Source organism: Nocardioides hwasunensis, from assembly GCF_014779665.1.
In the GTDB taxonomy this organism is placed as follows: Bacteria; Actinomycetota; Actinomycetes; order Propionibacteriales; family Nocardioidaceae; genus Nocardioides; species Nocardioides hwasunensis.
This window is the reverse complement of record NZ_JACXYY010000003.1, coordinates 228,338-249,741: the sequence shown is the minus strand read 5'-3', so window position 1 is coordinate 249,741 and position 21,404 is coordinate 228,338. Positions and strand designations below refer to the sequence as shown.

9 protein-coding genes are annotated in these 21,404 nt (G+C 70.9%); 4 read left to right on the top strand and 5 right to left on the bottom strand.

The window, feature by feature from the left end:
- Window positions 1-78: 78 nt before the first annotated feature.
- Window positions 79-2,052: an Ig-like domain-containing protein gene (locus tag IEZ25_RS08270; protein WP_191198935.1), complete on the bottom strand. Its 1,974-nt coding sequence runs from the start codon at window positions 2,050-2,052 to the stop codon at window positions 79-81.
- Window positions 2,053-2,240: 188 nt separating this feature from the next.
- On the opposite strand from IEZ25_RS08270, the gene IEZ25_RS08265 reads away from it, so the two are divergent.
- Complete coding sequence (locus IEZ25_RS08265; RefSeq protein ID WP_318152111.1) at window positions 2,241-3,137, top strand: phosphotransferase family protein; 897 nt, start codon at window positions 2,241-2,243, stop codon at window positions 3,135-3,137.
- Here the strand turns inward: IEZ25_RS08265 and IEZ25_RS21830 are convergent.
- Window positions 3,134-7,120 (bottom strand): Ig-like domain-containing protein, encoded by a 3,987-nt coding sequence (locus IEZ25_RS21830; protein WP_191198934.1) that lies wholly within the window; start codon window positions 7,118-7,120, stop codon window positions 3,134-3,136. The two genes, IEZ25_RS08265 and IEZ25_RS21830, sit on opposite strands and share 4 nt — an antisense overlap.
- Window positions 7,121-7,501: 381 nt before the next feature.
- On the opposite strand from IEZ25_RS21830, the gene rpsA reads away from it, so the two are divergent.
- Window positions 7,502-8,989 (top strand): 30S ribosomal protein S1, encoded by a 1,488-nt coding sequence (rpsA, locus tag IEZ25_RS08255; protein ID WP_191198933.1) that lies wholly within the window; start codon window positions 7,502-7,504, stop codon window positions 8,987-8,989.
- 169 nt (window positions 8,990-9,158) lie between these two features.
- Here rpsA and IEZ25_RS08250 read toward each other — a convergent pair whose 3' ends face one another.
- The gene (locus IEZ25_RS08250) at window positions 9,159-16,853 is read right to left on the bottom strand and encodes a PKD domain-containing protein (protein WP_191198932.1); all 7,695 of its coding nucleotides are present in this window, start codon (window positions 16,851-16,853) and stop codon (window positions 9,159-9,161) included.
- A 132-nt stretch (window positions 16,854-16,985) separates the two neighbouring features.
- Window positions 16,986-17,144 (bottom strand): hypothetical protein, encoded by a 159-nt coding sequence (locus IEZ25_RS08245; RefSeq protein WP_191198931.1) that lies wholly within the window; start codon window positions 17,142-17,144, stop codon window positions 16,986-16,988.
- Window positions 17,145-17,237: 93 nt separating this feature from the next.
- Here IEZ25_RS08245 and IEZ25_RS08240 point away from each other — a divergent pair, with 93 nt between their 5' ends.
- Together IEZ25_RS08240 and IEZ25_RS08235 are read left to right on the top strand one after the other, a co-directional pair.
- Entirely contained in the window at window positions 17,238-18,188 is a 951-nt protein-coding gene (locus tag IEZ25_RS08240; protein ID WP_191198930.1) for a GlxA family transcriptional regulator, read from the top strand.
- Window positions 18,189-18,219: 31 nt separating this feature from the next.
- A complete protein-coding gene (locus IEZ25_RS08235; RefSeq protein ID WP_191198929.1) occupies window positions 18,220-19,509 on the top strand; it encodes an aminotransferase class I/II-fold pyridoxal phosphate-dependent enzyme in 1,290 nt (429 codons plus the stop codon).
- A gap of 7 nt (window positions 19,510-19,516) precedes the next feature.
- Here IEZ25_RS08235 and IEZ25_RS08230 read toward each other — a convergent pair whose 3' ends face one another.
- Entirely contained in the window at window positions 19,517-21,388 is a 1,872-nt protein-coding gene (locus tag IEZ25_RS08230) for an ABC transporter ATP-binding protein (RefSeq protein ID WP_191198928.1), read from the bottom strand.
- Window positions 21,389-21,404: the final 16 nt, after the last annotated feature.

Genomic DNA, 21,404 nt, shown 5'->3' with positions numbered 1-21,404 from the left:
CGTGGAGGGGTGGACATGGTGGTGCCGGCGCACCGGGTGGGGTCCAGTGCGCCGGCACCTCTTGTGGGGAGGGGGACGTCAGCCCGTGGCCTCCGAGCGGGCCCGGGGGTTGCGCGGGGTCGACTTGATGTCGGCCGGGTTCGACCCGGCCTTGACCTCGGCACCGTCCGAGACGCCACCGCGGTCGGTGTCACACCGGCTCGGGTCGGTCTTGGCCTTCTTGAACTTCTTGTTCGCGGTGCCCTTGAGCTCGACCTTGTCCTTCAGGCCGTCGCGGTCGGTGTCCTTCTTCGTGGGGTTGCTGCGGACGAGGCCGATCCGGATGGTCTTGCCCTTGGGGATCCGCACCTTCTGCTTGATCTTGTAGCCCTTGACCTCCTTGCCGTCCTTGATGCCGTCCCTGTCGGTGTCGGAGCGCAACGGGTTGGTCTTGACCGTGATGGACGAGCGGATCTTCTTCTGACCGCAGATCTGGAACTGGTGGCGGATCTTGACCCCGTTGACCTCCTGGCCGTCGGTCAGCCCGTCGCGGTCGGTGTCCTTCTTCGTCGGGTCGGTGCCGTGGACGTTGACCTCGGCCCCGTCAGTCAGGCCGTCGCCGTCGGTGTCCGGGTTGTTGGGGTCGGTGCCCTGTGCGGCCTCCTGGGTGTTGGTCAGGCCGTCACCGTCCGGGTCGTCGGGTCCGGGCACCGGGCCGGGGACGCTGCCGCCGGCGACGATGCTGAACGTGACCGATGCCGATGCGCTGGTGTTGCCGGCGCCGTCCGTCTGCGTGGCCGTGACGGTGTGCGGACCGGTGGGGAGCGCGGTGGCGGGGGAGCAGGACCAGGTGCCGGCCTGCGTGACGGTCGCGCGGCACAGGACCGCACCACCCTCGGCCACGGTCACGGTCGCGCCGGGCAGGCCGGTGCCCGAGACGGCGGGAGTCGTGTCGGTCAGGCGCGCGCCCGGGGCGGGCGAGGTGATCGTGGGGGCGTTGGGCGCACCCGGTGAGGCGGTGGGGCCGCAGTCGACTCCACCTGCCGGCGCCGAGGCGCTCACGCTGGACGGCGCGACGGCGAGGGAGACGTCGGCCACGTCGGGCAGGCCCGGTACGGCGTTCAGCACCTCGACATCCACGCGGAACAGCGCGTCGAGCGTGGCGTTGGCGGAGGCTCCGGTGACCGTCGACGTCGGCCGGAACGCCCGGATCGTGGCGTTCAGGAGCGGGTTGCTGGGCAACCCGATGTCGACCGGCGTGCCGTTGAGCGGGACCGCGATGTCGGTGCCGGCGACCGTCGCGACGATCGTGGGGTCGCTGACGTACCCGGCCGTGGCGGTCGTGCCGTCGGAGCGCGCCTCGAGCTGGACCGGGTTGGTGACCCGGATCCGCACCTGGTTGCCGAACAGGTGGACGTCGCCGACGCGGGTGGTGGCCCGCGTCACGACGTCGGAACCGGCGGTGTCGTCGTCGACGAGGTAGGTGGCCGTGGACGTGTCGGAGGCGTCGACCTGGGCCACGGCGCCGAGAGGCGGCACCGACGCCAGGGTGACTCCGGCCAGCGACGTGCTGGACGACGACAGGGTGCGCATCCCGCCGACGGCTCCCACGCACGCGTTGGCACCGCCCCACGCGGCCTGGACGTCACCCGTCAGGGCGCCGATGGTGGCGACGGGCGCCGCCGGGACGGCAACGAGCGTGCGCGACGTGGGGTCGTCGACCCCGGCGCCCGGTCCCGCCTGCGCCGTCTGGGCGTCGACCGGCACGGGCGTGCCGCCCAGCGTGGCGTCGAGGTTGGCCGAGCTCGCCGAGGTGGTGCCGGTGCCGGACGACGAGCTCGACACGGTGCTCCGGCTGTGGCCGACGGCGAGCGTGGCGAGCGAGTTCCCCAGGATCGAGGCCCCCACCGTGACGATGTCGGCATGGCTGTCGGCCGAGTAGGTCGCGGGCACCGGCGCGGCTGCTGCCGGCGCCTGCGTCGCGCCCAGGACCGACCCCGGCACGACGACGGCCAGAGCCGCTGCCGCGATGGTGAACCGGTTCCCAGACCGGTTGCGGATGTGCGTGTACATCTCGTAGAACCCCCTCTAGTTGAGCCGCAGCAGATCCACGAGACATCTACGCAGCGGTTACGACAGATCTAACGCGATCAACGAGACGCGCACAGAGAAGTAACGCACTTTGAGTACTTGAGGGTGAAAGAGTTGGGGGCCACGCTCGGCGCGACCTGGTCCGGAGCGCGCCGTGCCACCATCGAGCGGTGAACGATCTCGGCACCTCCATGACCCCGTTGGCCGGCGGGTGGTCGGGTCGCACCTTTCTCGGCGACGTCGGTGGCGAGCGCGCGGTCGTGCGCGTCTACGTGCCGGACGATGCCCGTGGACCGGCTGCGGCGGAGATCGACCGGGCGGTGCTGGACCTGGTGCGCGGGCTCGTCCCGGTCCCCGAGGTGCTGGAGGCACGTCGGTCGCAGCCGGCCCAGGGACAGCCGGGGCTGCTGATCACGACCTGGGTCGAGGGCGAGCGGGGCGACCTCGTCGTAGCCGACCTGCTCGATCGCTCGGACCGCGACGGGATGGCTCGGCTGGGCGCGGCGATGGGCACCGTGGCCGCGACGCTCGCCGGCATGCCGGTGCGGCGACCCGGCACCTTCGTCGACGCGGAGCTCGCGCTGGGGTCGCTGCCCGACCTGGGACTGGACGAGTGGGTCGGGCGTCACCTGCACGACTGGCCCCTCGAGCGTCGCGCCCGCCTCGAACGTCTGGCTGCGCAGGCGCAGGACCTGCTCGACTCCGTCGCCCGCGCGTGCCTGGTCCACGGCGACCTCAATCCCAAGAACGTCCTCCTCGCCCCGGGGGCAACCGAGCTCGCGGCCGTGCTGGACTGGGAGTTCGCCCACGCCGGCCACCCGTGGACCGACGTGGGCAACCTGCTGCGCTTCGAGCGCCACCCGGCGTACGTCGAGGGGGTGCTGGAGGCCTGGACCGACCTGCGCGGTGGCACGCCGGATGCCCTTCGCGAGGGTGCCCGTGCCGCCGACCTGTGGGCGCTGGTGGAGCTCGCCGCGCGGGCCGGTGACAACCCGGTGGCGAGCCGCGCGGCGGTCCTGCTCCAGGCTGTCGGCGACTCCGGCGACATGCATGCCTGGCCCTTCTAGCCCCAGGTGCGGTTCGCCCCCCGCGCCGGCGCGTCCGTGGCCGCCGTACGACGTCCGGGCCGCTTCGGCGTGGACCTCGAGTCCGAGGGGTTCGAGCCGGCCCTGACCTCGGCACCGTCGGAGACCCCGCCGCGGTCGGTGTCGCACGTGCTCGGATCGGACTTCGCCTTCCCGAACTTCTTGTTCGCCTTGCCGGTGATCTCGGCCTTGTCGCTGAGCCGGTCGCGGTCTGAGTCCTTCTTCGTCGGATTGGTCCGGACCCTGCCGATCACGTAGCTGCCGGTCCGGGTCCTGACCCTCTGCTTGATCTTGACGCCCCGGACCTCGGCGCCGTCCGTCAGCCCGTCGCCGTCGGTGTCGCTCTTGAGCGGGTCGGTCTTGACCACGATCGCGGTCCGGGGCTTGCGACCGCACACCTCGAAGCGCTGACGGATCCTGACCCCGCTGACCTCCCGGCCGTCCGTGATCTTGTCGTCGTCGGTGTCGCTGTCGAGCGGGTCGGTCTTGTGCACATTGACCTCGGCTCCGTCGGTGAGGCCGTCGCCGTCGGTGTCTGCCTTCTTCGGGTCGGTGCCGAGCTGGGCCTCCTGGGCGTCGGTGAGGCCGTCGCCGTCCGCATCGGACGCCGGCGGGTTCGGTGTCGGGTTCGGTGTCGGGGTGGGCGTCGGGGTGGGCGGCTGGGTCGGCGTCGGCGCACCGGCGACGGTGAAGGTCACCGAGGACGGCTGGCTCTCGCCGCCAGGTCCGGTCTGGGTCGCGGAGATCGTGTGGGCACCCGGCTGCAGCACGACGTCGGAGCTGCACGACCACTGGCCGTCGGGGCCGACCGTGGCGGTGCAGAGGACGGTCGTCCCCTCGCGCACCGTGACGGTCAGCCCGGGTCGACCCGTGCCCGAGACGGCGGGTGTCGTGTCCTGCACCGTCGCGCCCGGTGTCGGCGAGGCGATGACCGGCGGTGCCACGGCACCGCTCGCCGGGACGATGGTGAAGGTGGTCGTGTCGGTCGCGGTGTTGCCGGCCGCATCGGTGGCGGTGGACGTCAGGGTGGTGGGACCGTCCTCCAGGGGGCTGGCGGACGTGCACGTCCAGGCTCCGTCGGCGGCCGCCTGCGTGGTGCAGACGACGGTGCTGCCGCGCCTGACCGTGATGGTGGCCCCTGCCTCCGCCGTCCCCGAGATGTCGGGGGTGAGGTCGTTCGTGGTGGAGCCGTTGGCGGGGAGCAGCAGGTCGACGGTCGTGGCGGTGTCGATGGTGAAGGTGGTCGTGGCGGTGTCGGTGTTGCCGATCCGGTCCGTGGCGGTGGCGGTGTAGGTGTCCGTGCCGTCGGGCAGCGCCGTGGTGGGGGTGCACGACCACGTGCTGACGGTGCCGGAGGTGCTGGCGGTGGTGGTGCAGACCTGGTTGCCGTCGGAGTCCTCGACCACGACCGTGGCGCCCGGCTCGGCGGCGCCGGAGAACTCCGGCGTCGTGTCATTGGTGATCGAGCCGTCCACGGGAGCGGCGATGTCGACGGTGGTGAAGGTGTCGATGGTGAAGGTGACGTCGGTGCCGGGTGAGGTGTTGCCGGCCGCGTCGGTGGCGGTGGCTGTGTAGGTCTCCGTGCCGTCCGCGAGGGGCGCGGTGGGGGTGCAGGACCAGGTGCCGACGGTGCCAGAGGTGCTGGCGGTGGTGGTGCAGACCTGGTTGCCGTCGGAGTCCTCGACCACGACGGTGGACCCGGGCTCGGCCGTGCCGGCGAATCCGGGGGTCGAGTCGGCCACGGTCGTGCCGGCGACCGGCGCGGTGATCACCGGCGGGGCGGGGGCTGCGGTGTCGATGGTGAAGGTGACGGCGGTGCCGGGTGAGGTGTTGCCGGCCGCGTCGGTGGCGGTGGCGGTGTAGGTGTCTGTGCCGTCGGGCAGCGCTGTGGTGGGGGTGCAGGACCAGGTGCCGACGGTGCCGGAGGTGCTGGCGGTGGTGGTGCAGACCTGGTTGCCGTCGGAGTCCTCGACCACGACGGTGGAGCCCGGCTCGGCGGTGCCGGAGATCGTCGGCGTGTTGTCGTTGGTGGTGGAGCCGCCGGCCGGGGACGCGATCACCGGGGCGCCAGGGGCTGCGGTGTCGACGGTGAAGGTGACGTCCGCTGCGGGTGAGGTGTTGCCGGCCGCGTCGGTGGCGGTGGCGGTGTAGGTGTCCGTGCCGTCGGGCAGCGCTGTGGCGGGGGTGCAGGACCAGGTGCCGCCGACCGCGGTGGCGGTGCACACCTCGTTGCCGTCGGGGTCCTCGACCACGACCGTGGCGCCCGGCTCGGCGGTGCCGGAGAAGGTCGGTGTGCTGTCGTCGGTGCTGGAGCCGTTGGCCGGCGTGGTGATGACCGGGGGGCCGGGGGGCGTGGTGTCGTCGGCGTCGGGATCGATGGTGAAGGTGGTCGTGTCGGTGGCGGTGTTGCCCGCCGCGTCCACGGCCGTCGCGGTGAACGTGTGCGGGCCTGTCGCCAGTGCGCTGCCCGGGGTGCAGGACCAGTTGCCGTTGGGCGCGACGGTCGCGGAGCAGACCTGGGTGGGACCCTGCTGCACCGTGACGGTGGCGCCCGGCTCTCCCGTGCCGGCGACCAGTGGAGTGAGGTCGTTCGTGGTGGAGCCGTCGGCCGGCTCGACGAGGTCGAGCGTCGTGGAGGTGTCGATGGTGAAGGTGACCACGGCGCCCGGTGAGGTGTTGCCGGCCGCGTCGGTGGCGGTCGCGGTGTAGGTGTCCTGGCCGTTGGGCAGCGGTGTGGTGGGCGTGCAGGTCCAGCTGCCCCCGGAGACGGTGGTGGTCGTGCAGACCTGGTTGCCGTCGGAGTCCCGGACCACGATCGTCGAGCCTGGCTCGGCGGTGCCGGAGAAGGTCGGGGTGGTGTCATTGGTGCTCGAGCCGTTGTCGGGGGTCACGATCACCGGGGCGCCCGGGGCCTGGTCGTCGACGACCGGGCACTCCACGCCGCCTGCGGGTGCGGTGGCCTGCACCGACATGGGCGCGAGGTCCAGCCCGACGTTCGCCGCCGGGCGGCCGATACCTCCGAGCACGTCGAGGTCGATGCTGAGGAAGGCGGCGGTGGATGCCGCTCCGGTGGCGCCAGATGACGTGTTCTGGGCCGCGCGCACCGAGACGCTGAGGTCGGCGATCGCGTCGAGGAGACCGAGGTTGATCTGCCGGGTGCCGCCGGGAAGGATGTTGACCGTCGTGCCGGCTGCCGTCACGGAGACCGACGGCGGGTTCGTGTACGACGCGGTGCCGGTGGTGCCGTTCGACCGGGCCTCCAGGACGACCGGGTTGGTGACCCGGATGGTCACAGCGCCGCCGAGCATGCTGATGTCGCCGATGGTCGAGGTGGTGCGCGAGACGACCTCCGAGCGGCCCGCACCGTTGTCGTCGAGGAACGTGCGGGTCCGCGTGCGCGAGGCGCCGACGTCGGCCAGGGTGCCGAGGATCGGCAGCGACGCGAGGGTGAGTCCCGCGAGCTGGGTGTGTGCGTCGGAGAGGATGCGGTCTCCGTTCGCGTCCGCGGGGACGCACGTGGCGGGGTTGTCCGAGAACGACGCCTCGGTGTCGCCGCGGACCGCGCCCACGCTGATCACCGGGGCGAGGTTGACCGCCAGCAGCTGCTGCTCGCCCGGGTTGACGCTGGGTGGGGCGTTCGACACCTGCTGGCCGAGGGCGAGACCTGTGCCGGCCAGGTTGCCGTCGAGGTTCGCGGAGGTGGCCGAGCTGGTGCCCGTGGTCGCCGTGCTGCTCGTGGTGCTCCGGCTGTGGCCGACGGCCACGCCGGCGAGGTCGAGGGTCAGCAGGTCGACATCGAGGCCGACGATGTCTCCGTGGGCGTTCGCCGAGAAGGCCGCCGGCAGCGGCGCCGCCGATGCCGGCGCCGGCGTGGCCGCCAGGACCGACGCCGACAGCGCGACCGCGACGGTCGCTGCTGCGAACTGGTGCGGCCAGCCGGCCCTCCGACGAGCTCGTGACGCCATCTCTACCCCCAGGAGTTGGTGCCTCGCGTCGGACTGGATCGACGCAATGGCCACAGAAACTTCGAGAAGAGTAACGAGAAACCTACGGAAAAGTGACGGGATATCTACATTGACGTGCGACGGTCATCGCGCCACCCTGGCCGCCGAACGAGCGGTGAGGGTGCGCCTCGTGAGCGTGGACCGAGCGTGGGTCGCCGGTTGGACGTGGTCGTCCGCGTGCGCGTAAACTCGTGACCTGCGCCAGACGTCTGCCCGGAATCCATACCGAGCGAAGCCCGGCTCGCCGCGTCCGTCCCGATGACTCGTCACCGGGCAGGCCCAGTGAAACCGACGATTGCGCGCGTCCGCACGACTCCATCCATCCAAGGAATCACTTCCCATATGACGAGCCTGCTCTCTCACCTCCAGGACTACGACGCGCCCCAGGTCGCGATCAACGACATCGGGTCCGAAGAGGACTTCCTCGCGGCAATCGACGCGACCATCAAGTACTTCAACGACGGCGACATCGTCGACGGCACCATCGTCAAGGTGGACCGTGACGAGGTCCTCCTCGACATCGGCTACAAGACCGAGGGCGTCATCCCCTCGCGCGAGCTGTCGATCAAGCACGACGTCGACCCCAACGAGGTCGTTTCCGTGGGCGACAAGGTCGAGGCTCTCGTCCTCCAGAAGGAGGACAAGGAAGGCCGTCTGATCCTGTCCAAGAAGCGCGCCCAGTACGAGCGCGCCTGGGGCACCATCGAGCAGGTCAAGGAAGAGGACGGCGTCGTCGAGGGCACCGTCATCGAGGTCGTCAAGGGCGGCCTCATCCTCGACATCGGCCTGCGCGGCTTCCTGCCTGCCTCGCTCGTGGAGATGCGTCGCGTCCGCGACCTGCAGCCCTACGTCGGCCAGACGCTCGAGGCGAAGATCATCGAGCTCGACAAGAACCGCAACAACGTCGTGCTCTCGCGTCGTGCGTGGCTCGAGCAGACCCAGTCCGAGGTCCGCCACGGCTTCTTGACCCAGCTGCAGAAGGGTCAGATCCGCAAGGGTGTCGTGTCCTCGATCGTCAACTTCGGTGCCTTCGTGGACCTGGGTGGCGTCGACGGCCTGGTGCACGTCTCCGAGCTCTCCTGGAAGCACATCGACCACCCGTCCGAGGTCGTCGCCGTGGGCGACGAGGTCACCGTCGAGGTCCTCGACGTCGACATGGACCGCGAGCGTGTCTCCCTGTCGCTGAAGGCGACGCAGGAGGACCCGTGGCAGCACTTCGCCCGCACCCACCAGATCGGCCAGATCGTGCCGGGCAAGGTCACCAAGCTGGTGCCCTTCGGTTCGTTCGTCCGCGTCGAGGAGGGCATCGAGGGCCTGGTGCACATCTCCGAGCTCGCCGAGCGTCACGTCGAGATCCCCGAGCAGGTCGTCCAGGTCAACGACGACGTCATGGTCAAGATCATCGACATCGACCTCGAGCGTCGCCGGATCTCGCTGTCGCTCAAGCAGGCCAACGAGACCGCCGCCGCGGCCGACGTGGAGGAGTTCGACCCGACCCTCTACGGCATGACCGCGACCTACGACGAGCAGGGCAACTACGTCTACCCCGAGGGCTTCGACCCCGAGACGGGCGAGTGGCTCGAGGGCTTCGACGACCAGCGCGCGGTCTGGGAGGACCAGTACGCCAAGGCGCACGCCCGCTGGGAGCAGCACGTCAAGCAGCAGGCCGACGCCAAGGTCGCCGAGGCCGAGGCCGGCGAGGCCACGTCCTACTCCTCGGGTGGCGACACCGCGACGGGCGACGAGACCGGTGGCGACACCGGCGGCTCGCTCGCCTCCGACGAGGCGCTGCAGGCGCTCCGCGAGAAGCTGACCGGCGGCGCCAGCTGATCCGCTGACCCACCGCACCACACGACGGCCCGCCGGGACTCCCGGCGGGCCGTCGTCGTTCGCGCACCTCAGGGCCCGTCCTCGCCGGCGGTGACTGGGATCGGACACCGCCCACGACGCGACGAGGCCCGCCGGGCATGTCCCCGGCGGGCCTCGTCACCGTCTCCGATCAGCGCTGGACGCGGATCCACCAGCGGATCGTGCGGGTGTTGCCCGCACCGTCGCGGACCGTCACCACCACGCGGTGCCGGCCGGTGGAGAGCGCCTTGGCCTTCGCCACCAGGACGCCCTTGCGGTTCACCCGGACCTTCTGCGCGGTCCGCCCGCCGATGCGCACCTTCACGTGACGCGCGCGGAGGTTCTCGAAGCGGTCCTTGACCCGCAGCCGGATCGTCGGCGCGCGGTCCCGCGTCGTCTCCGACCCGGAGAGCACCTGGACGGTCGGCTTGCCGCGGTCGACGGTCCAGGACCGCACCGCAGGTGAGGCATCGGTGTTGCCGGCGGCGTCGACGGCACGCACCTCCAGCCGGTGCTCGCCGGCCGCCAGCTTGCGGAAGGTGGCTGGTGAGTCGCACGCCGCCCAGTCACCTCGGTCGAGGCGGCACTCGAACGTCCCGGCCTCGGTGGAGGTGAACCGGAAGGTGGCCGAGCGCTGCCGCACCATGCCGCTCGGGCCGGCCGTGATGGTGGTGTCCGGCGCCGACGTGTCGTTCGGCGTCGCGGGCGTGGTCGGCGGTGTCGTCGGGGGTGTGGTGGGCGGGGTGGTCGGGGGAGTGACCGGGTCCTCGTCGGCGGTGACGACGACCTCGACCGAGTCGGTGACCTCGTCCGTGCCGTCCTGGCTCCCCACGGTCACGGTCGCCGTGTACGTGCCCGGCTCGGTGTAGGTGTGGGCCGGGCTCGGACCCGTCGCCGTCTCGCCGTCTCCGAAGTCCCAGTCGTAGGTGAGTCCGTCGATGCTGGGCGTCAGGTCGACGCAGGCGATCCTGCGGGCGGGGTTGTCGGGGTCGTGGACCACGACGGAGACGGCCTTCGCGCCCGCGCGCTGCGGGCTCGTGACCACGATCTCGCCACTGGCGCCGTCGGCGTCGGCGGTGAAGCCGGGCCAGATCTCGTTCTCCTCCGAGAACGGCTGGGTCTCGTCGAAGCGGAAGTGAGCGCCGGCGTCTGCGTTGCCACAGGCCTGCTCGTGCACGTGCACCATGTGTTCGGCGCCCGGCTTGACTCCGGTGACGTCGATCGTGGTGACCGTGGTCCCCTTCGAGCGCACCATGGAGGCGGTGCCCGCCGCATCGGGATAGGCGTGCGTCCCGTGGGAGAACGCCGCGAACTCGCCGTTCGTGGTCACCGAGGTGTCGAGCTGCACGTCGAGCGGGGCGTCGCCGTTGCTCGGGGTCGCGGTCGCCTCGATCTCCGGCAGCGACTGCACGTCGATCTGCACCGTGTCGGACCCGGTGTTGCCGTCGGAGTCCGTCGCTGTGAGCGTGGCCTGGTAGCTGCCCTGCTCGGTGTAGGTGTGCGTCACCATCGGCTTGGGCCCGGTGTACGGCGTGGACCCGTCGCCGAACTCCCACCTGTAGGTGAGCGCGCCGCCCTGGTCGTCCTCCGCGGTGCCGGCCAGGCTCACCACGAGCGGGGCACGACCGCTCGTGGGGGTGGCCGTGGCCTTGACCCGCGGGGCGTCACCGGTCACCTGGATCGGGAAGTCGCGCTCGAACACGCCACCCCTGCCGTCCTGGACGCGCAGCCTGGCGGTGTACGAGCCGGGCTCGGTGTAGCTGAAGTGCGCGTGGCTCTCGGTCGAGGTGTCGCCCTGCCCGAAGTCCCACAGGTAGGTGAGTGCATCACCGTCCGGGTCAGTGGCCCGAGCCTCGAAGTGGACGTAGAGCGGGGCCGCTCCCTGACGTGGGTCGACGTACGGGTCGGCGGTCGGCGGCTTGTTGTCAGGAGCGGGCTCCTCCACGATCACGGTGCCCGTCATGGTGGTGGCGTGGATGAGGCACACGAATTCGTAGGTGCCGGCCTTGGTGAACGTGTAGCGAACGGGGTCACCGTCGGGGTTGCGGTACTCGTTCAACGCCGGGCTCCAGGTGGAGGCGGTGTCGCGCGAGGTGAGGTCGTGACCCATCGTGGCCCGGTCGAACTGCCACTCGACGGTGTCGCCGACCTGGATCCGCACGGTGGACGTGCCGGTGTCGGGCGAGCGCCAGTAGTTGCCTGACGCGTCGTCGACGGCGTCGATCACGTGCACCTTCCCCACGGCTTCCTCGACCTCGATCTCCACCGAGTCCTCGGCGGTCTCGCCGTCGGGGTCGGTGACCGTGACGGTCGCGGTGTAGGTGCCCGGCTCGGTGTAGGTCCACGACGCGTCGGCGGTGTCCGCCGTGTCGTCGTCGGTGCCCGCCACGCCGAAGTCCCAGGCGTAGGTGAGGTCCCCACCGTCGGGGTCGTCGCCCTCGGCGGTGAAGTCCACGTCGAGCGGCGCGGTGCCTGACGTGGGCGTCGCCGACGCCGTGACGGTCGGCGGCTCCCCCTGCTGGGCGTCCGACCAGCGGAAGAAGTCGTACGCGGCGACCGGGTCACCCGGCGCCCCGCCCTTGAGCGCCATGAGACCCACGCGGGGGTTGGTGATGCCGGCCAGCGTGCGCGGGTCCCCGACCTGGGTGAAGTCCTCGCCGTCGGTCGAGTAGTAGCCGCGCAGCTGCGTTCCGTCGGAGGTGAGTCGCAGCCAGAACGTGGTGGGGAAGTCGCCGGGCAGGAACGGCCCGTCGAAGCTGCCGCCGCCGGTGTTCCAGTTGCCGGTGAACTGGAAGTCGTCGTTGCTCGGGCTGGACGACTTGAGGAACTCGATCCACTCGTTGTCGTTGCCCTTGTCGACGAAGGTCAGCTTGGCGAAGCCGGAGCCGCCGCTGCCGGCGACCACGAGCCCGGCCTGCTGGCCCTGCTCGGCCGGGTCCCAGGTGAGCTTGGACGTCACCGTCCACGATCCGTCGGGTGCGGCCTGGGTGATGACGTTGCGGGTGTCGTTGTACTCGCCGGGACGCGCGGTCAGGCGCAGCGCACCGTCGCTGACCTCGTACGCCGAGGCGTCGGCGCGGCGAACGGTCCAGTGGCAGTTGTCGAGGAGCTCGGAGTCGTTGAACTCGTCAGACCGCTCGGGCTGCTCGCAGGGCGTCGTGGGGCCCTCGCCCCGGACGCCGGAGATCGCGAAGACGTGCAGCTTCGCGTTCGTGGGCAGCGTCAGCGTGTCGGGCTGCTTGCCGGCTTCCAGCGTCATCCGCTGGGAGAAGATCATCACCCGTGGCGAGGTGTCTCCACTGCCGTTGTGCCGGTGGGGCATGTCGATCGCGATCTCCTCGCCGAACTTCGGCGCGACCGCCCAGTCCGTGAACCGCAGCGGCACCTCGGCGGTCGACCCGTCGCCATAGGTCAGCGTGGCGTTCTCCTGCACGTCGCCGTTGTGGGCGGTGGCGAGGATGCTCAGCTCGTCGTAGGTCCCTGCCGGCAGGCTGACCACCTGGCCGTTCGCCTCGACGTTGTTGAGCTGGCCGTCGGCGGGACTGCCGAGCTCGTAGTCCACGTCGTTGATGCGGACCGGCCCGCCGTTCTCACGCACCGCGGCCGGCAGCAGCTCGGCGGCGAACGTCCAGCCCCCGCCGTCGAAGTTGCCGTCACCGGGGTTGTCGTGGGTGGAGATGCCGTCGTTGTCGAACAGCTCCGACAGGTCGGCGACCGGGCGGCACTCGCCGTCGGCCAGCACCTCGATGCGCACCGTGGTGGTGCCGGTGTTGCCGTCGGGGTCCGTGGCGGTGAGGGTCGCGGTGTACTGGCCGGCCTCGGTGTAGGTCCACGTGGGGTTGCGGTCGGTCGAGGTGTCCTCGTCGGTGCCGTCGACACCGAAGTCCCAGGCCCAGGTGATCGGCTGGCCCTGCGGGTCGGTGGCGTCACCGGTGAAGCTGACCTCCAGCGGCATCACGCCGCAGCGGGGCGTGGCGGTGGCGCTGGCCACCGGGTCGACGAGGACGGTGATGTCCTGCGTCTTGCGGCTCGCGCCGCGGTGGCCCTCGCTGTCCACCGGGGTCACGGTGGCCTCGAAGGTGCCCCCGTCGGTGTAGGTGTGCGTCACGTCCGGGCCGCCGGTGACGGGGTCGGACCCGTCACCGAAGTCCCACTCGTAGGTGATCTCGTCACCCTGCCGGTCGATCCCTTCGGCGGTGAAGTCGACCTCCAGCGGCGCCGCGCCACGGGTCGGCTCGGCGGACAGCGTGTTGATGAACGGCTCGGCGACCTCGAGCTCCTTGGCCTGGATGTTGCGGAAGGTCACGGTGTCGTCGGCCCCGTGGTTCTGCAGGCCGACGAAGCCCTCGGTCCCGCGAGAGCCGTCGGAGGTGTAGGTGTTCACGACCATGTCGTTGAGCGTCATGGTGTAGGTCTGGCCGACCACGCGGATCTCGTAGTCGTTCCACTCCCCGACGGGGTTGGCGTTGCGCGCGTCCTCGCGGTCGAAGTTGTAGACCGAGCCGGTCTTCTGCGGCTCGTCGTTGGGCTGGCCCTCCTTGATCTGGATCTCGTGGCCGTCGTCGACCGCGTTGAACGGGTCGTCACCGGGGTCGGGGAAGCGGGTGAACACCCCGGAGTTGTCACCGTCGTCGGACAGCTTGAACTGCAGCTTGAGCGAGTAGTCCGTGAGGTTCTTCTCGGTGTTCCACAGCAGGCCGAGGCCGCCGAAGCTGGTGAGCGTGCAGTCGTCGACGAGGAAGCCGCCCGGCCCGGACTGTCGCCAGTCGCTCAGGTCGGTGCCGTCGAAGAGCAGCTCGTAGCCGTCCTCGGCGACGGGCGGGGAGGCGCACGGTCGCCGCACCGTCACGTCGACACCACGGGAGGTCTCCTTGCCGGTGGCGTCACGCACGGTCACGGTCGCGGTGTACTCACCGGGCTCGTCGTAGGTCCACGAGGCGTCGGCGGTGTTGGCGACGTCGTCGTCGGTGCCCTCGACGCCGAAGTCCCAGGCGTAGGAGATGGTGTCGCCGTCGGGGTCGCTCGCCTCGGCCGTGAAGTCGACGTCGAGCGGGGCCAGGCCCGAGCTCGGGGTGGCCGTCGCCGAGGTGATGACCGGCGAGGTGTTGCCCGCGACGCCCTTGCCCGAGACGCGGAACTCGTCGAAGTTCATCTCGCCGCCGCCGGTGTAGACGAAGTAGAGCGGGCGACCGCCCGCGTCGGCGTCGCGGGCGGTGATCTGCCCGCTCACGGTCTTGTAGAAGTACTGGCCCTGGGTGCCACCGTCCAGCGGCACCCGCGCCACGACGGGGCCGTCGGCCGCGCCGGCGCGCACCTCGACGGCGGCGCCGGACTGGGGGCCACCGGAGTAGGTGATCGCGATCTCGGTCATGTTGACCAGGCTCATCGGGTCGAACATGACCCAGTCGTTGTTGCCCATGCCGGTGATCAGGGAGCCACCGCCGGGCCGCGTGCCGGACTTGTCGTCGTAGCCGGTCTGGCCGACGCCCTGGCGCTCGGTGGCGTGCTCCGCCTGCCGCAGCTTGGGCTGCATGATGAGGGTGTCGCTGCCGGAGAGCCGCGCGTTGGCGCCGCCGTTGGCGCCACCGTCGGTGTAGGTCGCGATGAGCACGCCGTAGGTGTTGGCGTCCGGCCCGTGGTCGCCCGCGGTCGAGGTGCGCAGGACACCGTCGCAGCCGTTGACGCTCAGGTTGGGGTGGACGTGCACGTCGTGGCCGAGCCCGGCCTGGACGACGACCTCGTCGCAGTCGATGTCCTCCTCGGCATCGGTGACCCGCACCGCGAAGGGGATGTCGTCGCCTGCGGCGTAGAAGCCACCGTCGACCGGGAGCTCGAACTCGACCTGGGGAGCGGTGTTGCCCACGTTGACGACGACCTGGGCCGTCGCGGACTTGCCGGTGGAGTCGGTGACGGTCAGCAGGACGCGGTAGTCGCCGGCGTCGGTGTAGGTGAAGCTGGGCGCGGCGTCGGTCGAGTCGGGCTGACCGTCGCTGTCGAGGTCCCAGGAGAAGGTGACGTCGTCACCGTCGGGGTCCGAGGTGCCCTCGCTGCTGAACTGGACCGTCAGCGGCACGCCGCCCTCGGTCTTGTCCGCGGACGCCCGCGCCACCGGCGCCGAGCCGTTGATCGCGTAGTCGATGCGCACGAGCTTGGTCTGCGGCGAGCCTGAGAAGAACCCGGTGCCGTACTCCAGGACGTACATCGACCCGTCCGGGCCGAACTCCAGGTCGCCCGGGGCGACGAAGCCCGACATGAAGTCGTTGATCGACTCGATGTTGCCCTCGGCGTCCATCCGGACTTCCTTGATCCAGCCGCGGCTCATCTCGGACATGAAGTACGAGCCCTCGTAGTGCGCGGGGAAGGCGGTGTCCTTGGCCTCGGTGTTCTGCGACTGGCGGTAGACCTGGCCACCGGTGGGCGTGGCGCCCTGGACCGCGGGGTACTTGTAGGGGCCGACGTCGGAGTAGGGGATCCAGGCGTCGGTCATCGGCGGCAGCGTCTGCAGGCCGGTGCTGTTGGGGGAGTCGTTGACCCCGGACATCTCGTCGGGGTCGTTGCAGGGGAATCGCTTGGGGGAGCCGTCGGGGTTGGTGCGGAAGCGGTTGGCCACGAAGTCCCAGTCGACGTAGGCGCCGCCGAAGTCCATGTTGGTGAGGTCGTCGCCGACCTCGCCCCCGCAGTAGGGCCACCCGCCGTTCATCGCGACGTCGGTGCGGTTGAACTCCTCGAAGTGGCGAGGGCCGCGGTTGGGGCTGTTCACGCGTGAGTCCGGACCGACCTCGCCCCAGTAGAGGGCGTCGGTGTCGGGGTCGAGGCCGAGGCGGTAGGGGTTGCGCAGGCCCATGACGTAGATCTCGGGACGGGTCTTGTTGGCGTCGGCGTTCGGGTAGAGGGCCGCGGGGTAGGCACCGCCCTCGCCGAAGAGGTTGCCGTCGGGGATGTCGTAGGAGATCCCGTCGCCCGGTGTCGGGTCGACGTCTCCGCCGTCGTCGTCGCGGGGGATGACGCGCAGGATCTTGCCGCGCAGGTCGTTGGTGTTCGCCGAGGACTTCTGGGCGTCGTAGTCGGAGCGGCCGGGGCGCTCGTCGTGGGGGGAGTAGCCGTCGTTGTCGGAGGAGGAGGTGTTGTCGCCCGTCGCGAGGTGCAGGACGCCGCCCTCGCCGAACTGGACCGAGCCGGCCGAGTGGCAGCAGACGCGGCGCTGGGTGCCGACCTCGAGCACGATCTTCTCCGACGCCTTGTCGATGAACGTGTTGCCGTCGTCGTCGGTGGTCACCGTGAGGCGCGAGAGCCGGTTGGCGTTGTACGACGCCGGGAGCGGGGCGTAGTAGACGTACATCCAGTTGTTGTCGGCGAAGTCCGGGTCGAGGGTGATGCCGAGGCCGCCGTCCTCGAGACCGCTCCAGACGCCGAGTGCCGGGTTGTTGAGGATGATCTCGATGCTGCCGTCGGCGGGGTCGTACATCGAGATGTCGCCCGCGCGGGTGATGAAGAAGACCCGGCCGTCGGGAGCGACGGTGAGCTCCATGACCTCACCGAGGCCGTTGCCCTGGCCGAGCACGACCTTCTGGAACTTCGAGAGGTCCGGCTCGTCCTGGACCGCGGCCTTCGCCGGCTGCCCACCCTTCGTCTGCGGCCCGCCCTTCGCGGTGCCCTCCTGCGTCGAGGGCTGCTTCGTGTCCGGTGCTGTCGCCGCCGAGCCGGCGCGCGGGGTCACCGGGTCGGGGATCGCGGCGGCGGAGGGCACGAGACCGACCGCCAGGCCGAGGCCGAGCACGACCGCCACGGAGGCAGCGAGCCAGCGGGCGGGCGTACGGACGACGGGGTGAGGTGACCGCGAGGGCATGGAGGCGCCTTCCACTTCCGAGTGATGTGTGGATGGCACAGACGTGCGGGCCTGTGACGTCGGTCACCGTAGGGCCGACTTTTGAGGTCGGTCAAGCAAAAGTTGACGCGCAGACGACGAATGCGACCAAAGTCAGGCGCGCGGCACCAGGTGGTGACGCTCCTCGACGAGGCCCAGGTCGTCGAGCTCGCGGTGGGTGGACGCGGGGCCGGCGAACCGGTCGTGGCGGGCGTAGTGGACCAGCGCAGAGGCGGCGGCGATCAGGATCATGAGGGCGAGGATGGTGGCCATGGCAGTAATCATTCGCTCATCTGTTTCCTGCCACCAGTGGCAGGAACGACAGGCGTAGTTGATTTCCTGCCAGCGGTGCTGCAGGCTCGGAGCATGAAGAAGGTCGCCGTCGTCGTGCAGGAGCAGCCGGAGCCGTTCGGCCTCGGCGCGTTGTGCGAGGTCTGGGCGGAGCCCTATCACCCCGAGGACGACAATCCCGTCTTCGACTTCGTCGTCGTCACCCCCACGCCGGGTCGCCTCAAGGGGCGCGCCGGGTTCGACCTGGTCGTCGAGCACGGCCTCGAGGCAGCTGCCGACGCCGATCTCGTGTGCCTGGTGCCGAAGACCGGGAGCATCGGCTCCGCGCCCGAGGTCTCCGAGCTGCTCCGGGCCACGCACGAGCGCGGCGCGATGCTCTTCGCCCACTGCTCGGCCACCTTCATGCTGGGCGAGGCCGGCCTGCTGGACGGACGCCGCTGCACGACGCACTGGCGCTACGCCGCCGAGCTGGCCGAGCGCTACCCCGCGGCCACCGTGGACCGTGACGTGCTCTACGTCCAGGACGGCACGATCGTGACGGGAGCCGGCTCGGCCGCGGCGCTTGATGCCGCCCTGCACGTGATGCGGCAACAGTTCGGCGCGCAGGTCGCCGCCACCACGGCTCGCCGGATGGTGGTGCCTCCGCACCGCGACGGCGGTCAGGCACAGTTCATCGCCCGCGCCGTCCCGGTGTGCGAGTCCGAGGCGCTCGCCCCGCTGCTGGCCTGGATCAGCGCCCACCTTGCCGAGGAGCTCGACGTGGAGACGCTGGCTCGCCACATGCACATGTCGGGACGCACCTTCGCGCGGCGGTTCAAGGAGGAGACGGGCACCACGCCCTACAGCTGGATCCTCGGTGAGCGGGTGCGTGCGGCACAGGAGCTCCTCGAGCTGACCGACCACTCCATCGACTGGGTCGCGAGCGAGGTCGGCTTCGGCAACGCTGCGACGCTGCGTCACCACTTCGGGCGCTCTCGGGGCGTGAGTCCCCAGGAGTACCGGCGCACCTTCCGGACACCCGCCTGAGTCGGGGCCGTTGCTCGGTAGCCTTGCGGGTGTGAACGCGACCGCGCTGTCCGACCTGTCCGCCGACGACCTCGCCGTGCTGCTCGAGGAGCAGCGGACGGCGTACGAGCAGCTCAAGACACAGGGCCTCAAGCTGGACCTCACCCGGGGCAAGCCCTCGGCCCAGCAGCTCGACCTCGCCGACGGTCTCCTGCGGCTGCCCAGCACCACCAAGGACTCCGCGGGCGTCGACGTGCGCAACTACGGCGGGCTCGAGGGACTGGCGGACCTGCGCGAGATGTTCGCCGAGCTGCTGTGGGTCGAGCCCGAGCAGGTCGTGGCCGGCGGCAGCTCGAGCCTCACGATGATGCGCGACTGCCTGTTCTACCTGACGCTCTTCGGTGGCGTGGACTCCGAGCGCCCGTGGGGCCGGGAGGAGAAGGTGCGCTTCGTGTGCCCGGTGCCGGGCTACGACCGGCACTTCACCCTGCTCGAGAGCCTCGGCATCGAGATGGTCACCGTGCCGATGCGCGACGACGGTCCCGACGTCGACGCGGTGGCCGCGCTCGTGGCCGACGACCCGAGCTTCAAGGGCATGTGGATCGTGCCGACCTACGCCAACCCGTCCGGCTCCATCGTCAGCCAGGACGTCGCCGCCCGGCTGGCCGCGATGCCGACCGCCGCGCCCGACTTCAAGATCTTCTGGGACAACGCCTACGCCCTGCACCACCTGACCGAGGACGAGGCCAAGAGCGCGGACATCCTGACGCTCGCGTCTGCGGCCGGCCACCCGCACCGGCCGATCATGTTCGCCTCGACCTCGAAGATCACCTTCGCCGGTGCCGGGGTCGCGTTCCTGGCGGCGTCGAGCGCCAACATCGCGTGGTACCTCGGCCACCTCGGCAACGGCTCGATCGGTCCCGACAAGGTCAACCACCTCCGCCACGTCGAGTTCTTCGGCTCGCCCCAGGGCGTGCGCGACCACATGGCCCGGCACCGCGAGATCATCGCGCCCAAGTTCGCCGAGGTCGACCGGGTCCTCACCGAGCGGCTGGGCGGTCGCGGCATCGCGACCTGGAACACGCCGGCCGGCGGCTACTTCGTCAACCTCGACGTGGTGCCCGGGACGGCCGCTCGCGTCGTCGAGCTGGCCAAGGCGGTCGGCGTCGCGCTGACGCCGGCCGGGTCGTCCTACCCCTACAAGCAGGATCCCGACGACACCAACATCCGACTCGCTCCGACGATGCCGCCGGTCGACGAGGTGACGGCGGCGATGGAGGTCGTAGCGACCTGCGTGCTGCTGGCGGCCGCGGAGAAGGCAGCCGAGCAGGCGAGCGCCTGACGCCGCGTCACGCCGCGGCCGGCTCCGGCACGAGACCGCCCCGCACCAGGTCGGCGTAGCGCCCGCCGAGGAGCAGCAGCTCCTCGTGGGTGCCGAGCTCGACCACGCGCCCGTGGCTCAGGACGGCGATCTGGTCGGCGTTGCGGACCGTGGAGAGCCGGTGTGCGATCGTGATCGTGGTCCGGGTGCGCGTGACGTCGTCGAGCGTGGCGAGGATCGAGCGCTCGGTCTCGTTGTCGAGCGCGCTGGTCGCCTCGTCGAGCACCAGGACCGCCGGGTCGCGCAGCAGCGTGCGCGCGATCGCCAGCCGCTGCTGCTCGCCGCCCGAGAAGCGGTGACCGCGGGAGCCGACCACGGTGTCGTATCCCTCGGGGAGCGAGGCGATCAGGTCGTGGATGCGGGCCTCCCGGCAGGCCTGCTCGATCTCCGCGTCGGTCGCGCCGGGCCGCGCGTGGCGCAGGTTCTCGCGCACGGAGGCGTGGAGGAGGTAGGTCTCCTGGGTGACCACGCCGACGAGTGCGGCCAGGTCGGTCGAGGCGAGGTCACGCACGTCCACGCCGTCGATGCTCACGCTCCCGGACGTGACGTCGTGCAGGCGCGGGACGAGCGAGGCGAGCGTGGACTTGCCGCTGCCGGTCTCGCCGACCAGGGCGAGGGTGCCGCCCGCCGGCACGTGCAGGTCGATGCCCGTCAGGACCGGTCGGTCGGCGTCGTAGGCGAACCCGACGCCGTCGAGGCGCACCTCGCCGCGCGCGGTCGCACGAGGCAACGGGGTCGGCGCGTCCGGCTCGGCGATCTCGACGGGCAGGTCGGCGTACTCGAAGATGCGGCTGAACAGCGCCATCGAGGCGGTGAGGTCGACGCCGACGTTGAGCAGCCCCATGAGCGGGCGGAACAGCGTGCCCTGGAGTGCGATGAAGGCGACGAGGGTGCCGATCGTCATCCCGCCCGAGGTGGCCGGGAAGCCGGCGGCGAGGTAGATCGCGGCGGGAACCGCTGCGAAGACGATGTTCATCGTGGCCATCCGCCAGCGGCCCGCCAGCTGGGAGCGGATCTCCAGACCGACCAGGTCGGCCGACGTCTCCTCGAACCTGGCGGTCAGCCGCGGCGAGGCGCCGAGGGTCTTGGTGAGCAGCACGCCGCTGACGGAGAGGCCTTCCTCGACCTGCACGTGCAGGTCGGCCAGGCGCTGCTGGCGCTCGCCGGTGACCCGGTGGCGCATCCGGGCGACCTGACGGGTCAGCAGCACGGCCGGCGGAAGCACGACCAGGGAGATCAGGGCCAGGCGCCAGCTCAGGGCGACCATCGCGACGGCCGAGCCGACGACGACGGTGAGGTTGGCGGCGATCGACGTCGCGGTCTGGGTGACGACCCCCTGCATGCTGCCGATGTCGTTGACCAGCCTCGACTGCACCTCACCTCCGCGGGTGCGGGTGAAGAAGCCCAGCGACTGGCGCTGGAGGTGGGCGAACAGGTCGCTGCGCAGACGGTGCATGACGCGCTGGCCGACCGTGGTCGAGAGCCAGGTCTGCACGACGCCGATCGCGGCGGTCGCGACGGCCACGCCGAGCATCGCGCCGACCAGCAGCAGGAGCAGGCGTACGTCCTGGCGCGGCAGCGCGTCGTCGATGACGTGGCGGACGAGGAACGGCTGGGCGAGCCCGACGGCCGAGCTCGCCACGATGAGGACGACGACGATCGCCAGTGACCCGCGGTGCGGCGTGAACAGGCGGGCGACCCGACGCAGGGACACGGGGGAGTCCGCGAGCTGGCGGAGGTCGTCGGGGTCGCGGCGGCCGATGCGCGAGCCGCGTGGCCCCCGGGACCCGGTGCTGGTGGCGTCGGGAGTGGGAGTGGTGGAACGAGGGTGGTCAGCCATGTGACCAGCTCCTCTC